General features: G+C 43.7%; 22 protein-coding genes and 1 tRNA gene. 5 read left to right on the forward strand and 18 right to left on the reverse strand.

The window, feature by feature from the left end; all coding sequences use genetic code 11:
• Positions 1–55: 55 nt before the first annotated feature.
• Positions 56–1,117 carry an LCP family protein gene (locus E0496_RS06985; protein ID WP_141500907.1) on the reverse strand — a complete coding sequence of 354 codons (1,062 nt, stop codon included), beginning with the start codon at positions 1,115–1,117 and terminating at the stop codon, positions 56–58.
• A 188-nt stretch (positions 1,118–1,305) separates the two neighbouring features.
• On the opposite strand from E0496_RS06985, the gene E0496_RS06990 reads away from it, so the two are divergent.
• The 3 genes from E0496_RS06990 to E0496_RS07000 all read left to right on the forward strand — a co-directional run bounded on the left by E0496_RS06990 (position 1,306) and on the right by E0496_RS07000 (position 3,855).
• Complete coding sequence (locus E0496_RS06990) at positions 1,306–1,680, forward strand: DUF4870 domain-containing protein (protein ID WP_141500908.1); 375 nt, start codon at positions 1,306–1,308, stop codon at positions 1,678–1,680.
• Positions 1,681–1,949: 269 nt separating this feature from the next.
• Positions 1,950–3,275: a hemolysin family protein gene (locus E0496_RS06995; RefSeq protein ID WP_141500909.1), complete on the forward strand. Its 1,326-nt coding sequence runs from the start codon at positions 1,950–1,952 to the stop codon at positions 3,273–3,275.
• Positions 3,276–3,402: 127 nt separating this feature from the next.
• Complete coding sequence (locus tag E0496_RS07000; protein WP_141500910.1) at positions 3,403–3,855, forward strand: CBO0543 family protein; 453 nt, start codon at positions 3,403–3,405, stop codon at positions 3,853–3,855.
• Here E0496_RS07000 and E0496_RS07005 read toward each other — a convergent pair.
• From E0496_RS07005 to rpsF, 5 genes are all read right to left on the reverse strand, one after another.
• The gene (locus E0496_RS07005; RefSeq protein WP_141500911.1) at positions 3,850–5,010 is read right to left on the reverse strand and encodes an AI-2E family transporter; all 1,161 of its coding nucleotides are present in this window, start codon (positions 5,008–5,010) and stop codon (positions 3,850–3,852) included. The two genes, E0496_RS07000 and E0496_RS07005, sit on opposite strands and share 6 nt — an antisense overlap.
• 182 nt (positions 5,011–5,192) lie before the next feature.
• Positions 5,193–6,353, reverse strand: a complete 1,161-nt coding sequence (locus E0496_RS07010) for a cation:proton antiporter (protein ID WP_141500912.1) — start codon at positions 6,351–6,353, stop codon at positions 5,193–5,195.
• Positions 6,354–6,493: 140 nt separating this feature from the next.
• On the reverse strand, positions 6,494–6,778 hold the full coding sequence (rpsR, locus tag E0496_RS07015) for a 30S ribosomal protein S18 (RefSeq protein ID WP_139990859.1): 285 nt from the start codon (positions 6,776–6,778) through the stop codon (positions 6,494–6,496).
• A 111-nt stretch (positions 6,779–6,889) separates the two neighbouring features.
• A complete protein-coding gene (gene ssb / locus E0496_RS07020) occupies positions 6,890–7,414 on the reverse strand; it encodes a single-stranded DNA-binding protein (RefSeq protein ID WP_139990858.1) in 525 nt (174 codons plus the stop codon).
• A gap of 36 nt (positions 7,415–7,450) precedes the next feature.
• A complete protein-coding gene (gene rpsF / locus E0496_RS07025) occupies positions 7,451–7,735 on the reverse strand; it encodes a 30S ribosomal protein S6 (protein ID WP_139990857.1) in 285 nt (94 codons plus the stop codon).
• Between the two features lie 274 nt (positions 7,736–8,009).
• Here rpsF and E0496_RS07030 point away from each other — a divergent pair, with 274 nt between their 5' ends.
• Positions 8,010–8,192 carry a YjzC family protein gene (locus tag E0496_RS07030; protein WP_139990856.1) on the forward strand — a complete coding sequence of 61 codons (183 nt, stop codon included), beginning with the start codon at positions 8,010–8,012 and terminating at the stop codon, positions 8,190–8,192.
• A gap of 142 nt (positions 8,193–8,334) precedes the next feature.
• Here the strand turns inward: E0496_RS07030 and E0496_RS07035 are convergent, their stop codons facing one another.
• The 5 genes from E0496_RS07035 to E0496_RS07055 all read right to left on the reverse strand — a co-directional run bounded on the left by E0496_RS07035 (position 8,335) and on the right by E0496_RS07055 (position 10,498).
• Positions 8,335–8,793: a helix-hairpin-helix domain-containing protein gene (locus tag E0496_RS07035; RefSeq protein WP_141500913.1), complete on the reverse strand. Its 459-nt coding sequence runs from the start codon at positions 8,791–8,793 to the stop codon at positions 8,335–8,337.
• A 182-nt stretch (positions 8,794–8,975) separates the two neighbouring features.
• Positions 8,976–9,066, reverse strand: a tRNA-Ser gene (locus E0496_RS07040).
• Between the two features lie 75 nt (positions 9,067–9,141).
• Positions 9,142–9,360, reverse strand: a complete 219-nt coding sequence (locus E0496_RS07045) for a DUF951 domain-containing protein (protein ID WP_141500914.1) — start codon at positions 9,358–9,360, stop codon at positions 9,142–9,144.
• Positions 9,350–10,225 carry a mechanosensitive ion channel family protein gene (locus E0496_RS07050; RefSeq protein ID WP_141500915.1) on the reverse strand — a complete coding sequence of 292 codons (876 nt, stop codon included), beginning with the start codon at positions 10,223–10,225 and terminating at the stop codon, positions 9,350–9,352. The genes E0496_RS07045 and E0496_RS07050 overlap by 11 nt, the downstream gene beginning before the upstream one ends.
• Before the next feature lie 33 nt (positions 10,226–10,258).
• On the reverse strand, positions 10,259–10,498 hold the full coding sequence (locus E0496_RS07055) for a putative Se/S carrier protein (protein ID WP_141500916.1): 240 nt from the start codon (positions 10,496–10,498) through the stop codon (positions 10,259–10,261).
• Positions 10,499–10,632: 134 nt separating this feature from the next.
• Between E0496_RS07055 and yyaC the strand changes: the two genes are divergently transcribed.
• On the forward strand, positions 10,633–11,241 hold the full coding sequence (gene yyaC, locus E0496_RS07060) for a spore protease YyaC (RefSeq protein ID WP_139990851.1): 609 nt from the start codon (positions 10,633–10,635) through the stop codon (positions 11,239–11,241).
• 8 nt (positions 11,242–11,249) lie between these two features.
• Here yyaC and E0496_RS07065 read toward each other — a convergent pair whose 3' ends face one another.
• The 7 genes from E0496_RS07065 to mnmG form a co-directional block, all read right to left on the reverse strand.
• Positions 11,250–11,708, reverse strand: coding sequence for a DUF4446 family protein (locus E0496_RS07065; RefSeq protein ID WP_241674623.1), 459 nt, complete (start codon positions 11,706–11,708; stop codon positions 11,250–11,252).
• A 51-nt stretch (positions 11,709–11,759) separates the two neighbouring features.
• Complete coding sequence (locus E0496_RS07070; RefSeq protein WP_141500918.1) at positions 11,760–12,935, reverse strand: aminotransferase class V-fold PLP-dependent enzyme; 1,176 nt, start codon at positions 12,933–12,935, stop codon at positions 11,760–11,762.
• Positions 12,936–13,040: 105 nt separating this feature from the next.
• Positions 13,041–13,892 (reverse strand): ParB/RepB/Spo0J family partition protein, encoded by an 852-nt coding sequence (locus tag E0496_RS07075; protein WP_141500919.1) that lies wholly within the window; start codon positions 13,890–13,892, stop codon positions 13,041–13,043.
• On the reverse strand, positions 13,873–14,646 hold the full coding sequence (locus E0496_RS07080) for a ParA family protein (protein WP_141500920.1): 774 nt from the start codon (positions 14,644–14,646) through the stop codon (positions 13,873–13,875). Before E0496_RS07080 ends, E0496_RS07075 begins: the two co-directional genes overlap by 20 nt.
• Before the next feature lie 248 nt (positions 14,647–14,894).
• Positions 14,895–15,713: a nucleoid occlusion protein gene (gene noc, locus E0496_RS07085; RefSeq protein WP_139990919.1), complete on the reverse strand. Its 819-nt coding sequence runs from the start codon at positions 15,711–15,713 to the stop codon at positions 14,895–14,897.
• Between the two features lie 569 nt (positions 15,714–16,282).
• Entirely contained in the window at positions 16,283–16,972 is a 690-nt protein-coding gene (gene rsmG / locus E0496_RS07090) for a 16S rRNA (guanine(527)-N(7))-methyltransferase RsmG (protein WP_421923390.1), read from the reverse strand.
• A 34-nt stretch (positions 16,973–17,006) separates the two neighbouring features.
• Positions 17,007–18,896 carry a tRNA uridine-5-carboxymethylaminomethyl(34) synthesis enzyme MnmG gene (gene mnmG / locus E0496_RS07095; protein ID WP_141500922.1) on the reverse strand — a complete coding sequence of 630 codons (1,890 nt, stop codon included), beginning with the start codon at positions 18,894–18,896 and terminating at the stop codon, positions 17,007–17,009.
• Positions 18,897–19,197: the final 301 nt, after the last annotated feature.

Genomic DNA, 19,197 nt, shown 5'->3' on the forward strand with positions numbered 1-19,197 from the left:
TTGCTATTCCCTTTTCTTTGCTTTGAAGGCAGCTGACGGATCGGAGCAACCAGCCTTACGGCTGATCGGACGAAGCGTCACTGTTTGAACTGCTGGATAGGGCGCCTACCTCTTTGCCCTTATTTGCTGTATATTTATCCGGCAAAATTAGGCTGCTTGCAGGTGTATCCGCATTTAACCAGCTCTTAATCATCGTCTGTACCTTCGCTACATCCTCTTCATCGGCAAAGTAATACCAGGCCCCTCCGCTTTTCAAGCGATGCCCATCACCTGTGATAGAGTGACTGTAAATGTTGCGCTGCTTTGCTTGCAGCATGCTTTGACCTAAGTCTACAAGTTGCTGCGGCCGCATATCCGTGCTGAAATTTTCACCCATAATATCAATAAGATCAGGAATCTTGGACCATTGATTCATTTGCTTTGCTTTATCTAGCAGGAGATTCAGAAATATCTGATGACGCTCCGTACGGTTAATATCACCGCCGGCGTCCTCACGGTACCGGACATAGTTAAGTGTGTCTTGACCATTATAGACGTCTTGGCCAGCTTTAATGACAAACTTCTCGTGGTCAGGATCCTTGTTCACGATATCCTCTTCAATCGGAAGCGAGATACCCCCCAGCGTATCGATCGCATTACGGAATCCTTCGAAGTTAATAGACGCATAGTAATTAATCGGCGCCTTCAAAAACTTCTCAACGGTATCCATCGCCATCCCCGCTCCGCCAAACGCGAAAGCATGCGTAATCTTGTCTTCCTTGTTCTTTCCAACAATTTCAACATACGTATCACGCGGGATCGAAACCATCAGGATGTCACCGTCATTTGGTCGAACGACGGTATAAATCATCGTATCTGAGCGTCCGATTTCCTTACCGCGCTGATCAATACCAAGCAGCAGCACGGAGAAAGGATCCTGCTTCTTATCTATTGTACTAACTGGAACGGGTTCCCGTCCATCAATTGGCTTATAGGTTTGTTCAAGCTTCTTCTCCACATGACCCTGGAGGAACCAATCGAATCCGAGCATGGCTAATGTGCTGCGGTTGAGGAAAAGTGCAACAACAAGGACTAATACGACAGATGACGACAGGTATATCCATTTTCGTTTATTCATAATTTTGATGATTGCTCCTATCTAATCTATTCTTTTATCAGCATGCCTTTCTAGTTTAGACGATAATTTGTCGAAACAGGTTACAAACCTTTTACAATGTTTTCATGCCAATTCTGGAACATTTTTTATGAAATAAAAAGGTCTATTAACTATTTATGACGAATACAATCATTGCAGGATTATGCTAAATGGAAAGGGTGAATCACTTGAACCAACCTCCAATCTTACAACCGGACAGCTCGTCCACCGGCTTAGACCCTAAAGTGGCGGGTTTACTTTGCTACCTTGGTGGCTTTGTAACCGGCATTATTTTTTTGGTACTGGAGAAACAAAGCCGCTTCGTCAAATTACATGCTGTCCAATCGATTGTTGTCAGTGTGTCAGTTATTGTAATCAGTTTCATCATTGGCTTGATCCCAATCATTGGGTGGCTGCTAGGTGGACTTATATCGTTAGCGTCCTTAGTGTTATGGATTGGTCTTATGCTGCTGACGCTGCAAGGCAAGCTTACCAAGCTTCCGTATATCGGTGACTGGTCTGAGCAGCAAGCCAACAAATTTTAAGGAATATAGAGATGAAAAGGGACGGCTTCGTGCTGTTCTTTTTTTATTTCCGACAATGAGTTCATATGAACTCATCATAAAACCACACTGATGATCTCGTAAAACTGAGCTATTGGCTAATTTTGATCTATTAGCATCTCTAAATCAGCCTAATTGGTCAAATGGAGCCTCATTTCCTCGAAACAGCGGTTTGATGAATCGGCAGAAAGTTCGTACTATTAAGAGAATAGAAATCAAAATTTGAATGAGAAGGATTGTGAGTATTCATTATGGGTATAGGATTTAATCTATTTTTATTTGCTTTGTTAATTGTGTTAACCGCCTTTTTCGTAGCTACTGAGTTTGCTATTATCAGACTTCGTTCCAGCCGGGTTGATCAATTAGTCGTTGAAGGCAAGAAAAATGCGCTTGCCGTGCAACGAGTCGTAAGCAATTTGGATGGTTACCTATCTGCCTGTCAGCTCGGCATTACCATTACAGCACTCGGACTAGGTTGGCTCGGTGAACCGACGGTCGAGAAGCTTCTGTTTCCCTTATTCGAGCAATGGAATCTCAATAGCAATATCAGCCATATCCTTTCATTTGTCATTGCGTTCATTGGCGTAACCTTCATCCACGTCGTTATAGGTGAGCTTGCCCCAAAAAGTATTGCGATACAAAAGGCGGAGCTTGTGAGCTTTACCGTGGTGAAGCCGATTATTCTTTTCTATAAAGTCATGTATCCATTTATCTTTGTATTAAATGGCTCGGCCAATGCCTTGGTCCGTTTATTCGGTCTAAAGCCGGCCAAAGAACATGAGAATGCTCATACAGAAGAAGAGATTCAAATTATTTTAAGCGATAGTCTGGAAAGCGGCAAAATTAATAATACGGAGTATGGATATGTGAACCGAATCTTCGCCTTTGACGAAATTTTGGCCAAAGAGATCATGGTCCCTCGTACCGATATGACCGTTCTATACAAGAATAATTCGCTTCAACAAAATATGGAAATTATTCGCAAGGAGCAATATACACGTTTTCCGGTTGCCGGGGATAGTAAAGACCATATCGTCGGAATAATTAATACGAAGCAATTATTTCTACAATACCAAATAAACAAAGAAATCGATTTGGAAACATTAATTCAGCCCGTCATGTCGGTATCCGAAGTGCTGCCTGTGAAAAACTTATTAACAAGAATGCAGCAGGAACGCGTTCACTTTGCAATCGTTGTCGATGAGTATGGCGGCACATCCGGACTTGTCACGATTGAGGATATTTTAGAAGAAATCGTCGGTGATATTCGTGATGAGTTTGATGCGGATGAGCGCAAAGATATCGATAAGCTCTCGGATACTTCATATCTGCTAGACGGTAAAGTGTCTCTTACGGAGCTCGGCGATTTAATCGGAACTGAGCTTGAGCACGAAGAAGTCGATACGGTCGGCGGCTGGTTGTTCAGTGAAATGGAAGAGCCTAAGCCCGGCAAGCAATTCAGCTTCCAGAACTTAATCTTTACGGTAAGAGAAGTAAGCAAGCACCGGGTCAATAAGGTCGAGCTTACGATTACATCTCCCATTCAGCTGCTCAAGCCGGAAGCCGGACAAGCGTAAATGATAGCCTTAATAAAAAGAGAACAAGGACGGTATCCGTGGATACCGTCCTTGTTCTTGTGCTCTGCACGTATGATGCTTCTGAGAGAGGGCAACCTAAGGAAAAATCAAAGGAGACCTGTTTCGGATGCTGCTCAATATCATTTGCGGATTTGTCATTCCATGGCTTGCAGCCTTGTTCTTAATTCGGAAAAGTCCAAAAACCTTGCTGCTCATCTATCCTATAGGCTCTGTCGCTTCATTAGTGATCAACTCATTTGGCTTTCAGTTAGGCTTCTGGGATTTCACACCCCTCATCCCCAATGATGAGTCTGTATCGGCACTGCCGCTTGATATAGGACTTTACCCGATTTTGGGCAGCTTTATGATCTGGACCATTCTGCTGCACCGGAATAAAACAGCGCTGATCTTGTTCGTTTTCATTTTGTTTACTACGCTGCTCGAATTTAGTGCACTGCTGTTTGGCAAAGTAACCTACGGAAACGGCTGGAATATCGGTTTCACTTTTCTGTCCTATTTACTTGCCTTCGGCATCGTCTATTTGTACTTCAAGCTACTGGAGAGGTTTCGCTTGTTATAGCGGTTCGTTGCTGCCTCTCTCCTCTTTCTGATAAAGCGAGGAGCGATTCCTAAACCAATCAAATATGTGGATGACAATAACCTTTAAGACTGCGTACCCAGGTACAGCAAGTACAATCCCCGCAATGCCGAACAAGTTACCCGCAGTTAAGATAACAAATATAATCGTGATTGGATGAATTTGCAGGCTTTTTCCCATTATCTGAGGTGAAATAAATTTCCCTTCAATAAGCTGAACGATTGTCCAAATCACAATCATCTTTAACAGCATCACTGGTGAGGTAACCATTGCAACGATCAATGCCGGTGTAATGGCGATCGCTGGTCCTAGATAAGGGATCACACTCGTGCAGGCAGCTACCAAAGCAAGCACAAGCGAATACTCCAACCCAATAATCAAATATCCAATGTATAGAAGCGCTCCGATACAGAAGCTCACTATAATTTGACCTCTGATGTAGCTGCTGATTTGATTATTCATTTCAGCCATAATTGTTTTTGTTTGTGGTTGCAGCTTGCCAGGCAGAAAACTAACAATGGCTTGCGGAAGATGCTTTCCATCTTTTAACAAGTAAAATAAAATAAACGGCAGCGTTAAAATAGCAAGCAATACCTCTTTAAGTGCACCTACAATCGATCCTAAGCTAGATAAGGTACCATTTAGCAGCTTTGTAACCTTGTCCGTTAGATCTCCAGATAGCTCGGCAGGATTAAGATTAAACCAATCCTGAATTTGAACAAAACCTGCGCTCCCCATAAAATCCTCAAAGATATGTCTAAGCTGTTCGCCGTATTTCGGAAAATTATTGATAAGGCTCACCGCCTGCTCATTTAAAAAGGGAATGACGGCAACGAGCAATATCGTAATCAAGCCAGCGCCAACTAGAAACAAAATAATAATGGAATACACTCTTTTTACTCTTTTGCGCTCCATAAAATCAACCACAGGGTTTAACAAATAATAAGCAATTCCCGCTAGAATGACGGGCAGAAGCAACGTTTTGAGCAGCACCGTAAACGGTGTGAAAATGTAAGAAATTTTCGTCAGCACCATTATATTCAGGCCAACAAGCAGCAGCACAAGCAGGAACAATACGAACTTGTTATTCAAAATAAACTTTTTGAATCGTTCGGTTCCTGTTTTGGCATTGTCCATATCCATCTTTCCTCTCTGTATATCTTGCAGTTGTTCATTTTTCTCATTGTAGCATTTCTATAAATACAAACGCTAATCGCGAATCTTGATCAAATTGTTTTTTTCAGGCAGAAAAAAACAGCATCCTGTTATGGCTGCTGCCCTTTTCTATATTAAAGCATCATATGAAAAGACGAATACAGTTAACGTGATTCCATAGTCTCATTTGTTTTCTTTGGAAAAACAACCTTCAGCATCGGCGGCGTGACAAGCGTCGTCACAATAACGACCATTACAACTGACGTGAAGTACTGTGGAAGCAGCAGCCCGGATTCTAGGCCAGAGGCAGCAATAATCAAAGCCACCTCTCCGCGAGAGATCATCCCCGCACCAATTGCGAGTGAAGAGTGGTTATTAAAGCCGCTCAGCCTTGCCCCTACTCCAGCGCCAAACAGCTTCGTCAGGATGGCAATAATAGATAAGACAAGAATAAACCAAAGCTGGCTGCCTATCCCTTCAATTGTAATATTCAGGCCAATACTGACAAAGAACACGGGTACGAACAGCGCATAGGCGATCGGTTCAATCTTTGTTTCCACCTGATGCTTAAAGGTCGTTTGTGAAATGGCAATACCCGCAGCAAAAGCACCAATTATACCGGCAACGCCCATTTCCTCCGCAAAATAAGAAAATGAAAAGCATGCAATCAATGCAGCGCTTACCACGCTCTCCGTCACTTTAAAGCGGGAGATCAGCTTCATAAATGGCGGAATGATCCATAGGCTTACAGCGATGACAACGATGAAAAACAACAGCTTCTTTCCGATGAGCATTGGAATCGACACCGTGTCTCCTGCTCCAAGCATACTCATCATAACGGCAAGCATAACCACAACGACTACATCATCGACGACAGCAGCTCCAAGAATCGTTGTGCCTTCCTTCGAGCCCAGTTGGTTCATTTCCTTCAATGTCTGAACAGATATGCTTACCGAAGTGGCGCAGAGCAGAAGTCCAAGAAAAAGAGCCTCCGCATTAGTCATGCCAAAGACAGCCCCTATTGCATACCCTCCGATAAAAGGTAAAATAATACCGCCAATAGCTACGGCGAAAGCAGCTTTCCAGTTTTGACGCAGCTGCTCCAAATCCGTTTCCAACCCCGCAATAAACATAAGAAGCAATACGCCTATTTCAGCAAAATGGCTTATAAAATCATTAGGCTGAATCCAGCCAAGCAAGGCTGGCCCGAGCAATATACCGGCGATCAGCTTGCCTAGCACGGACGGTTGCCCTAATTTTACCGATAGATGTCCTGCTGCCTTGGTAAATACAATAATGAGTGCTAAATATAAAATGAATTGCAAGCCTGTACACTCCTTCCCTCAAGCCATCGCATTAGCATACAGCAAAAAGAGAGCCCCTATTCACAAGGACTCTCCGTAATAAAACAAAAAGAGCCCTTGGTGACAGGCTCCTCCGTTTTGGTGCATATTCACTTAGCGACCTATTCAGTCGTGTAAGGAAGCAATGCGATTTGACGTGAACGTTTAACTGCAACAGTAAGCAAGCGTTGGTATTTAGCGCTTGTACCAGTCACACGACGTGGCAAGATTTTGCCGCGTTCGCTGATAAACTTTTTCAGCAAATCAACATCTTTATAGTCAATTTTAGTGATTTTGTTTACAGTGAAGAAACATACTTTCCGACGCTTGTTGCGTCCGCCTTTACGTCCGCTGAACTTACGTTCTGGACGCTCGTCGCCACCGTTATCTCTTTGCTTGAAAGCCATGATAGGTATCCTCCTTATCGTTGAAAATTTTACAATTACACAGCAGCTTTATATCGCCATAAAGGCTGCATAACCGTTCCATTGATACGCGAAGTAGAACCTACTCCGTGATCAAAATGGCAAATCATCCTCTGATATATCAATCGGGCGTCCGTCATCCTGGAAAGGATCACGGCTGTCGTTACGTGAGTTATTACCAGATGGACGGTTACCGCCGCTTTGGGAAGCATTTCCGCCGAAGGAACCTCCGCCGGTGCTTGTACCGCCGCTATAGCTGCTTCCGCCTTCTTCGCGCGAGCCACCGCCGCCATCTTTGTTGGATTCCAAGAACCGAACGTTATCTGCGATAACTTCCGTCACGTAGACGCGTTTGCCTTCGTTGTTCTCGTAATTCCGAACTTGAATGCGACCTTCAACCGCTGTTAGACGGCCTTTGCGCAAGTAGTTGGCGCAAGTCTCGGCCAGTTGACGCCAAGTTACAACCGGAATGAAATCCGCTTCACGCTCGCCTTGTCCACCGCTCGTAAACGGACGGTCTACGGCTAACGTAAATTGTGTAACTGCAACGCCTGCAGGCGTATAACGAAGCTCTGGGTCTCTCGTCAATCTACCAATTAGTATAACACGGTTCAACATCGTTTCTGACCTCCCAATCGAACAATCCAGCGTGGATTAAGCGACGTCTCTGACGATCAACGAACGGATAACTTCATCCGTAATCTTCATGATGCGGTCAAGTTCATTCACAACTTCAGTCGTTGCGTTGAAATGTACCAAAATAAAATAACCATCACGAAGCTTGTTGATTTCATACGCAAGACGACGTTTTCCGCTCACATCTTGCTTAGTGACCTCTCCGCCGTTGGAGATAATGCCATGGAATTTGTCAACGATCGCTTGCAAGGCTTCTTGCTCAACGTCTGGACGTACGATGTACATTACTTCATATTTGCGCATATTGTTTCACCTCCTCTTGGACTAACGGCCCCATAAATGGAGCAAGGAGCGAGCTTGTGCTCGCATCTCTACACTATATCAAATTTATAAGCCTATGACAAGTAAAATAATACTCCACAGCAGTCTTCATCCCGTCCATTACGCCATATATCGGGTTATAACCGTTATCTGCTACTTATGCAATTCCCCTTTGCTGCAAATACTACGGCAGTGAACGGTCAAGGCAACTAATGAATCTATCCGTTCTAAACTGACTTATCGGAGGATGATCATAATGGGTGAAGGTACCATGTTCTCGGCTGGAGACAAAGCTCCGAATGACGGCACATATATTGAAGATGGAGTAAACTCATTCCACATGGGCATTCAAAATCCTAAAAAGGTACATCTCAACAAAGGCGAACGCTTTCCTGATAACACGAATCATGAGCGCAAATGGAAGCGTATGGGCCACTAGATCAGCTTGGGTAACTAGCCATAACGATATCCACACGCTGATCCAGCGCCTGCGGAATCTGGCGATTTTATAACCTAATTGCCAACTCCTTGAACATGAAACAAACAGAGAGCTCGCGCGAGCTCTCTTCTTGTTTCATACCTTAGGTATGCCAGGCCTTGCTTGGGCGATCTTCTGGATAACCATTCTGCTTCCGATAGGCTTTTCGCTCGGTTGTAAAGTCCCACCACTGCTTATCGCTCCTAGGCTCGTTGGCATGATGGACGGCGAGTCTCATCACATCTTCAACGCAGGGATCCATCCAAACCCCGTGCAGCCGCTCCAGGCGCTCCACAAGCTGTGCCCCGCTCTCACCGCTGCTCTTAATATCAGACAGGTCATAAAAGCCAAGTTCGATCAGATTTTTAGCCAAACTTGGGCCTATTGAAGGTACAGCTTGAAACTTTGCGTAAGCAAGCAATATTGCCGCTCTTTCAAGCGAAGTCTCGATGCTAATGCTTAGCTGCTCAGGCGTGAAGGCCGCAATCGACCCTAACTTAATTTTGGCTTGTCTGAGCGTCTTTCGTTCAGCCTCCGTTAATGGCAGCTTTGGCGTCCCCATCTGATCAGCCTCCTAGAGCACGATTAATAAGGTTAAACATTTGGCATTTCTCATAAAATTATAACGTTTCCGTATACGATAAAGAAGACATATTCAACTTCTCACTACTCTTTCACCATTCCGCTGCATCATGAAATATAAAAAAAACGATTCGGCAATCGAATCGTTGAATGTACATATAATGGCGGAGAAGGTGGGATTCGAACCCACGCACGGTTTGACCCGCCTAGCTGATTTCGAGTCAGCCCCCTTGGGCCTCTTGGGTACCTCTCCGCATGTAAAAATTATTATAACATATGGCTTGTCTTCACGCAAGTATTTATTGGTAAAATTATATTAGAGATTAGTTTAGATTTCTGCTGCGCCACCTTCGGCTGTTGTTGAACGAAGTACTTTCTTCATATTTTTCTCAAACTTCGCTCTCGGTATAAGCACGCTGTGTTTGCAGCCAACGCATTTAATGCGGATGTCCATTCCCATTCGAATGATTTCCATCTCATTAGAGCCGCAAGGATGCTGTTTTTTCATTTGAACAACGTCACCCAGCTCAAATTGCTTACGCTCCATCTTTCACGCCTCCCTTTTCATTGCGCTGATACGTAACCATTCTCGGATAAGGAATCTCTATCCCGCTGGCGTCCAGAGCTTTCTTGATCTCCATGTTCACTTTACGTGCTACAACTGGATGCGTATTCGGCTTACATTCCGCAATTACGCGAATCGTTACCCCTGTCGCAGCAATGGCTTGAATGCCCAGCACCTCTGGTGCATTAATCAGATTATCATCTTTCATCATGATCATCGTATATCTAATTACTTCTAACGCCCGATCCACTTCTTCCTCATGGGCTATCGAGATATCCACTACAGCAACGGTATTATTAACGGAAAAATTGGTGACTTCATTGATCATCCCATTTGGAATGATATGAACTTCCCCTGTCCAGCTTTGCACCCGGGTCGTACGAAGCCCAATCACTTCTACCGTCCCTTTAAATTGGCCAGTCTGAATGACATCTCCAACGGCAAATTGATCCTCCAGCACGATAAAAAATCCAGTAATAATATCCTTCACCAAGCTTTGAGCGCCAAAACCGATTGCTAATCCCAGCACACCAGCTCCTGCCAAAAGCGGACCCAAGTTAATGCCAAATTCGGATAATACGAGCATTATGGTTATAAAGTACACAACATAGGAGGTAACATTTTTCATCAGCTTGCCAACCGTGGTCATTCTTCTTGCATGAGAAGGCATTCGCTTCGCTTCCCTCTCAAGCACGACCCGATCAATGGTTTTATGGATCACCCATACGACGAGTCGGCCTACAACCAAAAATATAATGACTCGCAATGCGGATCTGCCAAATGACTCCCATACGTCGTTATCTGTCAACCAGCCCACAACACGATTATAGACTTCTGTGATTGACATGTTCATTCCTCCTCATCCTATCCCCCAAGCGATCTATATCTCTATTTGTTCATACCCGATTTGTACCGGTTTAAATATGCCTCTGATCTCTACATGTTCCTGTTCAATGACCTCTTTGACCATATTCAAATTCTCTTCCGGGAAATGAATCGATAACGCACAGCCCGCTGTAATTTCCTTTGGCGTGGGGCATATATCAATCTCCACCTCCGCATACTCAAGCAGCATCTCTGCGCGCAGCGCCTGCTGGGTTGAATCAAATGCGATTAACATGAACCTTACCCCCGTTTCATTTGCAAGAGCAGCAGTCTTATCCAACATAGCCGAAAATATCAAAACTATCTGACGTATAAAATGGTTCTCTTAACCATATACTAGAAGCATATCGGCATTATTGGAGGGATTCTATGAAGCTTCCATTTATGAAAGAGACTCCTTTGAAGGTACCCTACACTACCGCTAACGTGATTGGCATGGTCGCCAATCGTCTCACGCATTTACTTGAAGAAATGGCTGAGAACCGACCGATCGTTGTGGTCTGTATCGGAACGGACCGCTCTACCGGGGACGCCTTGGGACCGCTTATCGGCACCTCGCTCTCCAAATACCGCAGCCCGCATTTTTCTTTATACGGTACACTAGAGAATCCGGTTCATGCTATGAATCTGGACGACACGCTTATGGAAATCAACCGACGATTCCACAAGCCATTTGTAGTTGGCATTGATGCTTGTCTTGGTCAAGTGGCCAGTGTGGGCAGCATCCAGGTTGGTGTAGGCCCGGTACGTCCCGGTGCTGGCGTCAACAAAGATTTGCCCCCGGTCGGAGATATTCATATTACCGGCATAGTTAATGTTGGCGGCTTCATGGAGTATTTTGTACTACAAAATACCCGATTGCATTTGGTTGTGAAAATGTCCGATATTATTTCGTTAAGCCTATTTACGGCTATAGCAAACCATGCTCATTTAGGTACGAGTGTTATTGAGCAAACGGCTGCTTCCGATAACACGTGATGTCATTCTTATTTTGCTTCCAAAATCGCCTTGCGTTCTTCTGGTGTAAGAGGATATGCTGATTCCCCTTTTTCCACTGGCTTAGCATACACATAAGTATTATCACGGCTATGAATGCCTGAGAAAATAGCGCCATCCATGTCATCATTGATGATTGCAATGGAGAAGCTCAAATCACTACCCTGCTCAGCAAAGGCATTGTAGCGGACTACGCCTACTCTCCCCTTTTGCTTTGGCAGCGTTCTTTGCACCTCTTCAAGCTGTGCTTTTATTTGCTGGTTTTCCTGTTGCTGTACAGCAAGGCTTTCCTTCAATTCAACAATAACCTCTTCGATGTTCGTAATGCCTGTGTTCCCCATGACCGCTGTATATTGCTTTCTAAGCTTTTTCAGCCGCCTGCCCACAATCGAAATCCATATAAATAAAATGATAACGAGTAAAGTTATGCCTACAGTAACAGTATTCATCGGATTTGATGTCCAGTCTTCCATTGTTGCTAATCCGCCCCCAATTCATTGCTAAGCCCCATCATAGTTCAGCGATATTTCTTTTATAGCCTCCGTAAAGGCGTCAATGTCTACATCTGTTGTATAAATGCCTACACTTGCGCGTATTGCTCCTGTTTCTAACGTACCTGCGCATGCATGTGCGAGCGGTGTGCAATGAAAGCCTGCTCGTATGGCAATTTGGTAATGCTGATCCAAAATAAAAGAAAGCTCCGATGGATCTACTCCTTCTAAATTAAAAGCGACAATCCCCGTCCTCGGTTCCCCAAGCTCTGGACCAAGTAATTGAATCCCCTTTAAAGGCTGTAATCCTTGAATCATTCGCTGCGTCAAAGCCCATTCCTTCGTATGAATGCTCTCGACCGTCTCATGTAGTACATGCTGCACGCCAGCTTTCAGACCAGCCAAGCCTGGTGTATTCTGTGTACCCGCCTCATAGCGATCAGGCCTTACCATAGGCTGCTCACGAACCTCTGATTGACTCCCCGTTCCTCCATGAAGCAAAGGGACCAATTCAAGCTTCGGATCGATGTACAGGCCGCCTGTGCCCTGTGGGCCGAGCAAGCCTTTATGACCAGGAAACGCCAACATATCAATGCCCATCGTTTTTACATCCACGGGGATTATGCCCGCGCTTTGGGCGGCATCTACAAGCAGCTTTATGCCATGCTTCTTTGTCAATTCCGCAATTTCCGCTACTGGCATAATCGTCCCCATCAGATTAGAGCTATGATTAACAATGGCAAGTGTTGTATTGGATCGAATGGCCTTCGATACGTCATCTATATTTAGATTCCCTTTTTCATCCGATTCTACGTAGGTAACCTCAATGCCAATTGTTTGCTCTAAATAATATAGCGGCCTTCTTACTGAATTATGTTCAACTGAAGTCGCAATCACATGATCTCCTGGTTTAAGAAATCCTTTAATCGCCATATTTAACGACATCGTAGTATTAGACGTAAATGCGATATCATTCGGGTTCTTTATATTAAATAGTTTCGATAGCTGCTTTCGCGTTTCAAACAAAACGCGACTTGCGCGAACAGCCATCGCATGACTGCCTCGGCCTGGGTTAGCTGCATCATGCATCATCGCATGAATAACGGCTTCCGTCACGGTTGGCGGTTTCGGCCAGGAGGTTGCCGCATGATCCAAATAAATCACCTTTTTTTCACTATCAGTCAATTGTTTCACAACCTTCTCCGCTCATTTGGTCACAACAATGGCATACCTTAGTTTAATCTTTCAAAAGCAAGATTACAACTTAGGTATGCCATGATTTGGTATTACTTATGCCATATACTGAAGCAACTCTAACAACCGTTCCAGGTCCTGCTTGCTATAGTATTGAAGCTCAATTTTACCTTTATCTTTTTGTTGTTTTATTTTCACAGTCGTTTTGAATCGTTCACGCAACGACTCCTCTAGATGATCTATATATGGATCACGTTTTTTCTGGTTTGGCTTGGCTTTATCATCAGGTTGCTTGGAGTCAAGCTTCTGAATAGCTTCCTCTAGTTGCCTAACGCTCCACTCTTGTGAAACAACCAAATCCGCTAGTTCTTTTTGGATTTTAACATCCTTGATGCCTACCAAAGCTCTTGCGTGTCCCATTGATATTGTTCCACGTGAAACATTGTCTTTAATATCAACAGGCAAGGAAAGTAACCGTACAAAGTTAGCAATGTGCGAACGCGACTTGCCTACCTTCATCGACAGCTCTTCTTGCGTAAGCTTAAATTTATCAATAAGCGCTTGATAAGCAATCGCCACCTCAATGGCATTCAAATCTTCACGCTGAAGATTTTCAATCAGTGCAATTTCCATAACCTGCTGATCTGAAAATGATCTTACGACGGCAGGAATCGTTGCATTTCCACAAAATTGCGATGCGCGGAACCGACGCTCGCCCGCTATGATTTCATAGCCTTTGAGGACCGTACGAACGATAATAGGTTGAATGATGCCATGCTGCTTAATGGATTCGGCTAATTCTTTAATGGAATCCTCATCGAATGTCTTTCTTGGCTGATATGGATTGGGTCTCAATTGAGACAAGGAAATTTCAATCACTTTGTCATCGTCATTCACAGAAAGCGATGGGATAAGCGCATCCAGCCCTCTACCTAGCCGCTTGCTCATACATAATCACTTCCTTTGCTAGTTCAAGATACACTTCTGCTCCTTTGGAACGCGGATCATAGGTAATAATCGCTTGGCCATGCGAAGGCGCCTCACTTAAACGAACATTGCGCGGTATGATTGTCTGGTATACCTTTTGTTGAAAGTACTTCTTAACTTCTTCAATAACTTGAATGCCTAAATTCGTTCTTGCATCCAACATGGTCAGAAGAACGCCTTCTATTTGTAGCGAAGTATTCAAATGCTTCTGCACGAGTCTAACTGTGTTGAGTAATTGGCTCAATCCTTCAAGCGCATAATATTCACATTGAATAGGAATAAGAACAGAATCAGCTGCCGTTAGCGAGTTGATTGTCAATATGCCAAGTGATGGCGGGCAATCAATTAGCACATAGTCAAAATCATCCTTAACCATTTGCAACGATTTTTTCAAACGGAGCTCACGGGAAATTGTTGGAACTAATTCAATCTCAGCTCCAGCCAATTGAATGGTAGCAGGAATGATTTTCAGCCCTGGGACTCTCGTCTCAAACATAGCATCCTTTGGATGCACATCATTAATAAGGACATCATAAATGCAATTGGTTACATCGCCTTTATTAATGCCTAAACCACTTGTTGTATTGCCTTGCGGATCAATATCAACGAGCAACACTTTTTTTCCAAGTGATGCTAAACAAGCAGCTAAATTGACAGACGTTGTCGTTTTTCCGACACCGCCCTTCTGATTGGCTATTGCAATTATCTTAGACAAAACCGGCTCACCTCTATGTGTACAACTTTGTATGTGCAATTATTTTGACTTGTATGAATGTTTACATTATCACTGTAAACGTTTCTTATCATATGTAGCTTTACAACCACACCAGAAATAATACGTCGTATGAATACTGCGATCGAAAACACTTTTTTTGCTACAAATGGCATCGCCGCCCTCAGTGAGGGCGGCACAAAATACAATTGCCTTTGGAGCTTTTCTATCTTATCTAAGTTGATGTCCTTCTATCTCTTAGGAATTTGAATGACAATCTCGTAATGATCATCATGATCCTTTTCATTCGTTTTAATTTGAAGTCCTGATCCGGATACCATTTCGATCGATTGCCTAATGGTATTCAGCGCCAACCGAACATCCTTCGTGAAAGAGATCCGTTTTGCTTTCTTGAGCTTCGTGGATTCTTTTAAGAAAGCAATCCTAACCTCAGTCTGCTTGACGTTTAGATCCTTCGTTATTATTTCTTCTAGCACCTTATGCTGCAGCTCTTCAGTATCAAGCGACAACAACGCTCTTGCATGGCGCTCCGTAATTTTGCGTTCCATTAACGCCATCTTAATCGTATCACTTAACATTAATAACCGCAATTTATTAGCGATGGTAGACTGACTTTTCCCTAGACGCTGAGCTAGGCTCTCTTGCGTCAATTGATGAAGTTCAATCAGCTTCTGATAAGCAATCGCTTCTTCAATAGCCGAAAGGCCTTCCCGTTGAAGATTCTCGATCAAAGCGATGGAGGCCGTTTGCGAATCATTAAATTCACGAACGATTCCAGGTATAGTATCATATCCAAGCTTAGTAACGGCACGCCAACGGCGTTCTCCCGCTATAATCTCATATCTTCCATTACGCATCCGAACAACGATGGGTTGAATGACTCCATGTGTTTTTATCGTTTGACATAATTCTTCTATTCGGTCGTCATCAAAAATCGTACGCGGTTGAAACGGGCTTGCATCGATTTCTGAAATAGGAATTTGCCGAACTTCTTCTTGCGGTATGCGCTGCTCGGACAGGCCGAACAATCGAGAAAATTGTTCTTTCATATCAATAATTACCACCCGATCATGAGATAAACCTTGTTTTAATCACTTCAAATGAAACCATCTGCTTTATCAATCCATAAAGCAAATGGTTTTCTCATAAAACTCCAATATGCGTGATTCATATCCATGCATACTATTATTCTATTGAAAAGTAATGACAAGGTTTTTGCAATAAATACGCTTCAGCAGTAAGATTGGTTCATTGCCAATTGGATTATTTTAGGTTGATTTAACCTCTCACAGGTAATAATCATCAACTTCACGGTGAACATCCGTAACAAGGTTCATTTAATTTCGAGAAAAAAGAAGTCTCGTAAGAATAGTTATTGAAGTCGTATACGTACTATAAACGAATATAGTAATCCGCTCTTTGAAAGCATACGTTGACCAAGACATACGCAACCTGTTTTCTTACGCCGCCGTCCAGTCTCTTCATATTCCTAATAATTCGACTATCGTTGAACGATCTCCTGCTTGACACTAGGCTTGAATAAATAATTGTTGTTGTGATGTGACGAATTTGCAATGGAGTTACTTTTAAATGTTTCACGTGGAACATCACGTTTGAATTATACTAAGGGCTGCTTAAGCGGGGTACCCGCTTTTCTAGGATATTTCCGAGGAGTCGCCTCAAGTTTTTCTATTAAAACAATATGACGCTCAGATTGCTCGTTTGGCAAAGAAAGCTGATGCTGTGACTTTATTTTTCCCTTCAGCTCTCTTAAACTGAAAGACGCTTCTCTAACTTCTTCATCCGATTGTGATCCTTTCATCGCTGCGAAGAGACCGCCCTTTCTGACGAAAGGCAAACAAAATTCATTCAATACATTTAAACGTGCAACCGCCCTGGCAGTAACCAAATCATACCGATCTCGGTGCTGAGGGTGTTGAGCCAAGTCCTCTGCTCTTCCATGCAAGCATGATACCTGATCCAAGCCTAGCTGCTCCGTCAAGTGAGTTAAAAATTGAATTCGTTTATTTAAGGAATCAACAATCATCACTTGGAGATGTGGGAAACATATTTTAAGCGGAATACTAGGGAAACCCGCTCCTGAACCAATATCGGCAAGCTTTCGCACGCTGTTCAAGTCTGTATAAAAGGATAACGAAACAGAATCATAAAAATGTTTCTCATAAACTGCATCCCGTTCGGTAATGCCTGTTAAATTCATTTTTTCGTTCCACTCAACAAGCAATCGATAGTATTGCTCAAATTGCTCTAGTTGAACAGGAGAAAGCGGTATTCCGCTTTCCTCCATTTTCTTCGTAAACCATACCAACGTATCATCCATATTATGAACCTCTCGCTGCCGTTACACGGTTGTAGTGCTCCAAGTGAACAAGGAGAATTGAAATATCTGCTGGTGTGACACCAGCAATACGCGATGCTTGACCAATCGAAAGTGGACGAATGACAGACAGCTTTTGCTTCGCTTCCGAAGCAAGGCTTCGAACTTCATTATAATCAATGTCATCTGGAATCCGTTTTTTCTCCATCTTGTTCAAACGTGCGACCTGCACCAGCTGTTTCTCAATATAACCAGCGTATTTAATTTGAATTTCTACTTGCTCCTTCATCTCCTCTTTCATTTCCGGAACAGAAGGAACAACCGTCTCTAGCATTGCATAAGTGATTTCAGGACGACGAAGCAAGGACAATGCATCCGTACCATGCTCCATAGGAGCAGTTCCAGCAGCGATCAGCATTTCATTCACTTGATCAGGCTTCACTTTCGTTCCGCGCAACCGCTCGATATCAAGCTCAACCAATTCTTTTTTACTCAAAAATTTATTATATCGTTCTTCCGAAATCAAACCAATCTCATAGCCTGTAGGAGTCAGACGCAAATCAGCATTGTCATGGCGGAGCAGCAAGCGATATTCCGCTCTTGAAGTAAGCAAGCGATAAGGATCATTCGTTCCTTTCGTCACGAGGTCATCAATCATGACGCCAATGTAGCCTTCCGAGCGCCCAATGATAACCGGTTCTTTCCCTTGAACCTTGCGCGCCGCATTAATACCAGCCATTACACCTTGACCTGCAGCTTCTTCATAACCAGAGGTACCGTTAATTTGCCCCGCTGTAAATAAGCTATCGATCACTTTTGTCTCCAAAGATGGCCATAGTTGCGTTGGTACGACTGCATCATACTCGATCGCATAGCCGTTACGCATCATTTCAACTTTTTCCAAACCTGGGATTGAACGTAAAATGCCTAATTGCACATCCTCAGGCATGCTTGTTGAGAGACCTTGCACATAATATTCCGAAGTATTTTTACCTTCAGGCTCCAAGAAAATCTGGTGTTTAGGTTTATCAGCAAAACGAACAATTTTATCCTCGATGGATGGGCAATAACGCGGACCTGTTCCCTCGATTGCTCCTGAGAACATTGGTGCGCGGTGAAGATTATCATTAATAATTTTGTGAGTCGCCTCTGAAGTATAAGTCAACCAGCATGGTAGCTGTTCGTTTGTTGAAGATTCTGTCTCATGCGAGAAAAACTTCGGTTTATCGTCGCCTGGCTGAATTTCGGTTTTGGAGAAATCAATCGTATCCTTATGAACGCGCGGCGGCGTACCCGTCTTGAAGCGAACAAGCTCAAGACCGTTTTCCTTAAGGCTTGCGGACAGTCTGACAGAAGGCTGTTGGTTGTTCGGACCGCTCTCATACATGAGCTCGCCCATAATGATTTTCCCGCGCAAATAGGTACCTGTTGTCACTATTGTTGTACGAGCACGGTATTCCGCACCTGTTTTCGTTACGATTCCGAGGCACTTGCCATCCTCAACAATCAGTTCTTCAGCCATCCCCTGACGAAGCGTCAAATGCGGCGTTTCTTCAATGGTTTTCTTCATCAGATGTTGGTAATCAAATTTGTCGGCCTGAGCACGAAGCGCATGAACTGCCGGCCCTTTGCCCGTATTAAGCATTCGCATCTGAATAAAGGTCTTATCTATATTACGGCCCATTTCTCCGCCCAGCGCATCAATCTCGCGCACGACATGTCCTTTGGCAGGACCTCCGATAGATGGGTTACATGGCATAAACGCAACCATATCAAGGTTAATTGTAAGCAGCAGCGTCTCACAGCTCATCCGGGCGGCAGCGAGCGCAGCCTCACAGCCTGCATGCCCCGCTCCAATGACAATAACGTCATATTCTCCAGCTATATATCTCATTGTTATTCACTCTCCTCCAAGGTTTTCGTAGAAAACCTTCTTCGTAAGCATTATCCTAGGTTTTTGCAAAAAAACTACATTATAAGCATGATCTAAGGTTTTCTTAGAAGTCCTACTTCATAAACATTCATTTTAAATCCTCGAAAGAGTCTATTTTAAGCTATATAAGTTGAGTTAAAGTGTCTCGTTTTGGTCGTTGCGCGTGTAGATTATTCTTTAGGGTCGCAGTTGCAACCTTTTTCTTGGATTGACTTAGACATTACGGTAAGAATCCGCCTACAAAGGCGTACGCTTCGTTTCT

The organism is Paenibacillus luteus, from assembly GCF_006542765.1.
GTDB classification, from domain to species: Bacteria; Bacillota; Bacilli; order Paenibacillales; family Paenibacillaceae; genus Pristimantibacillus; species Pristimantibacillus luteus.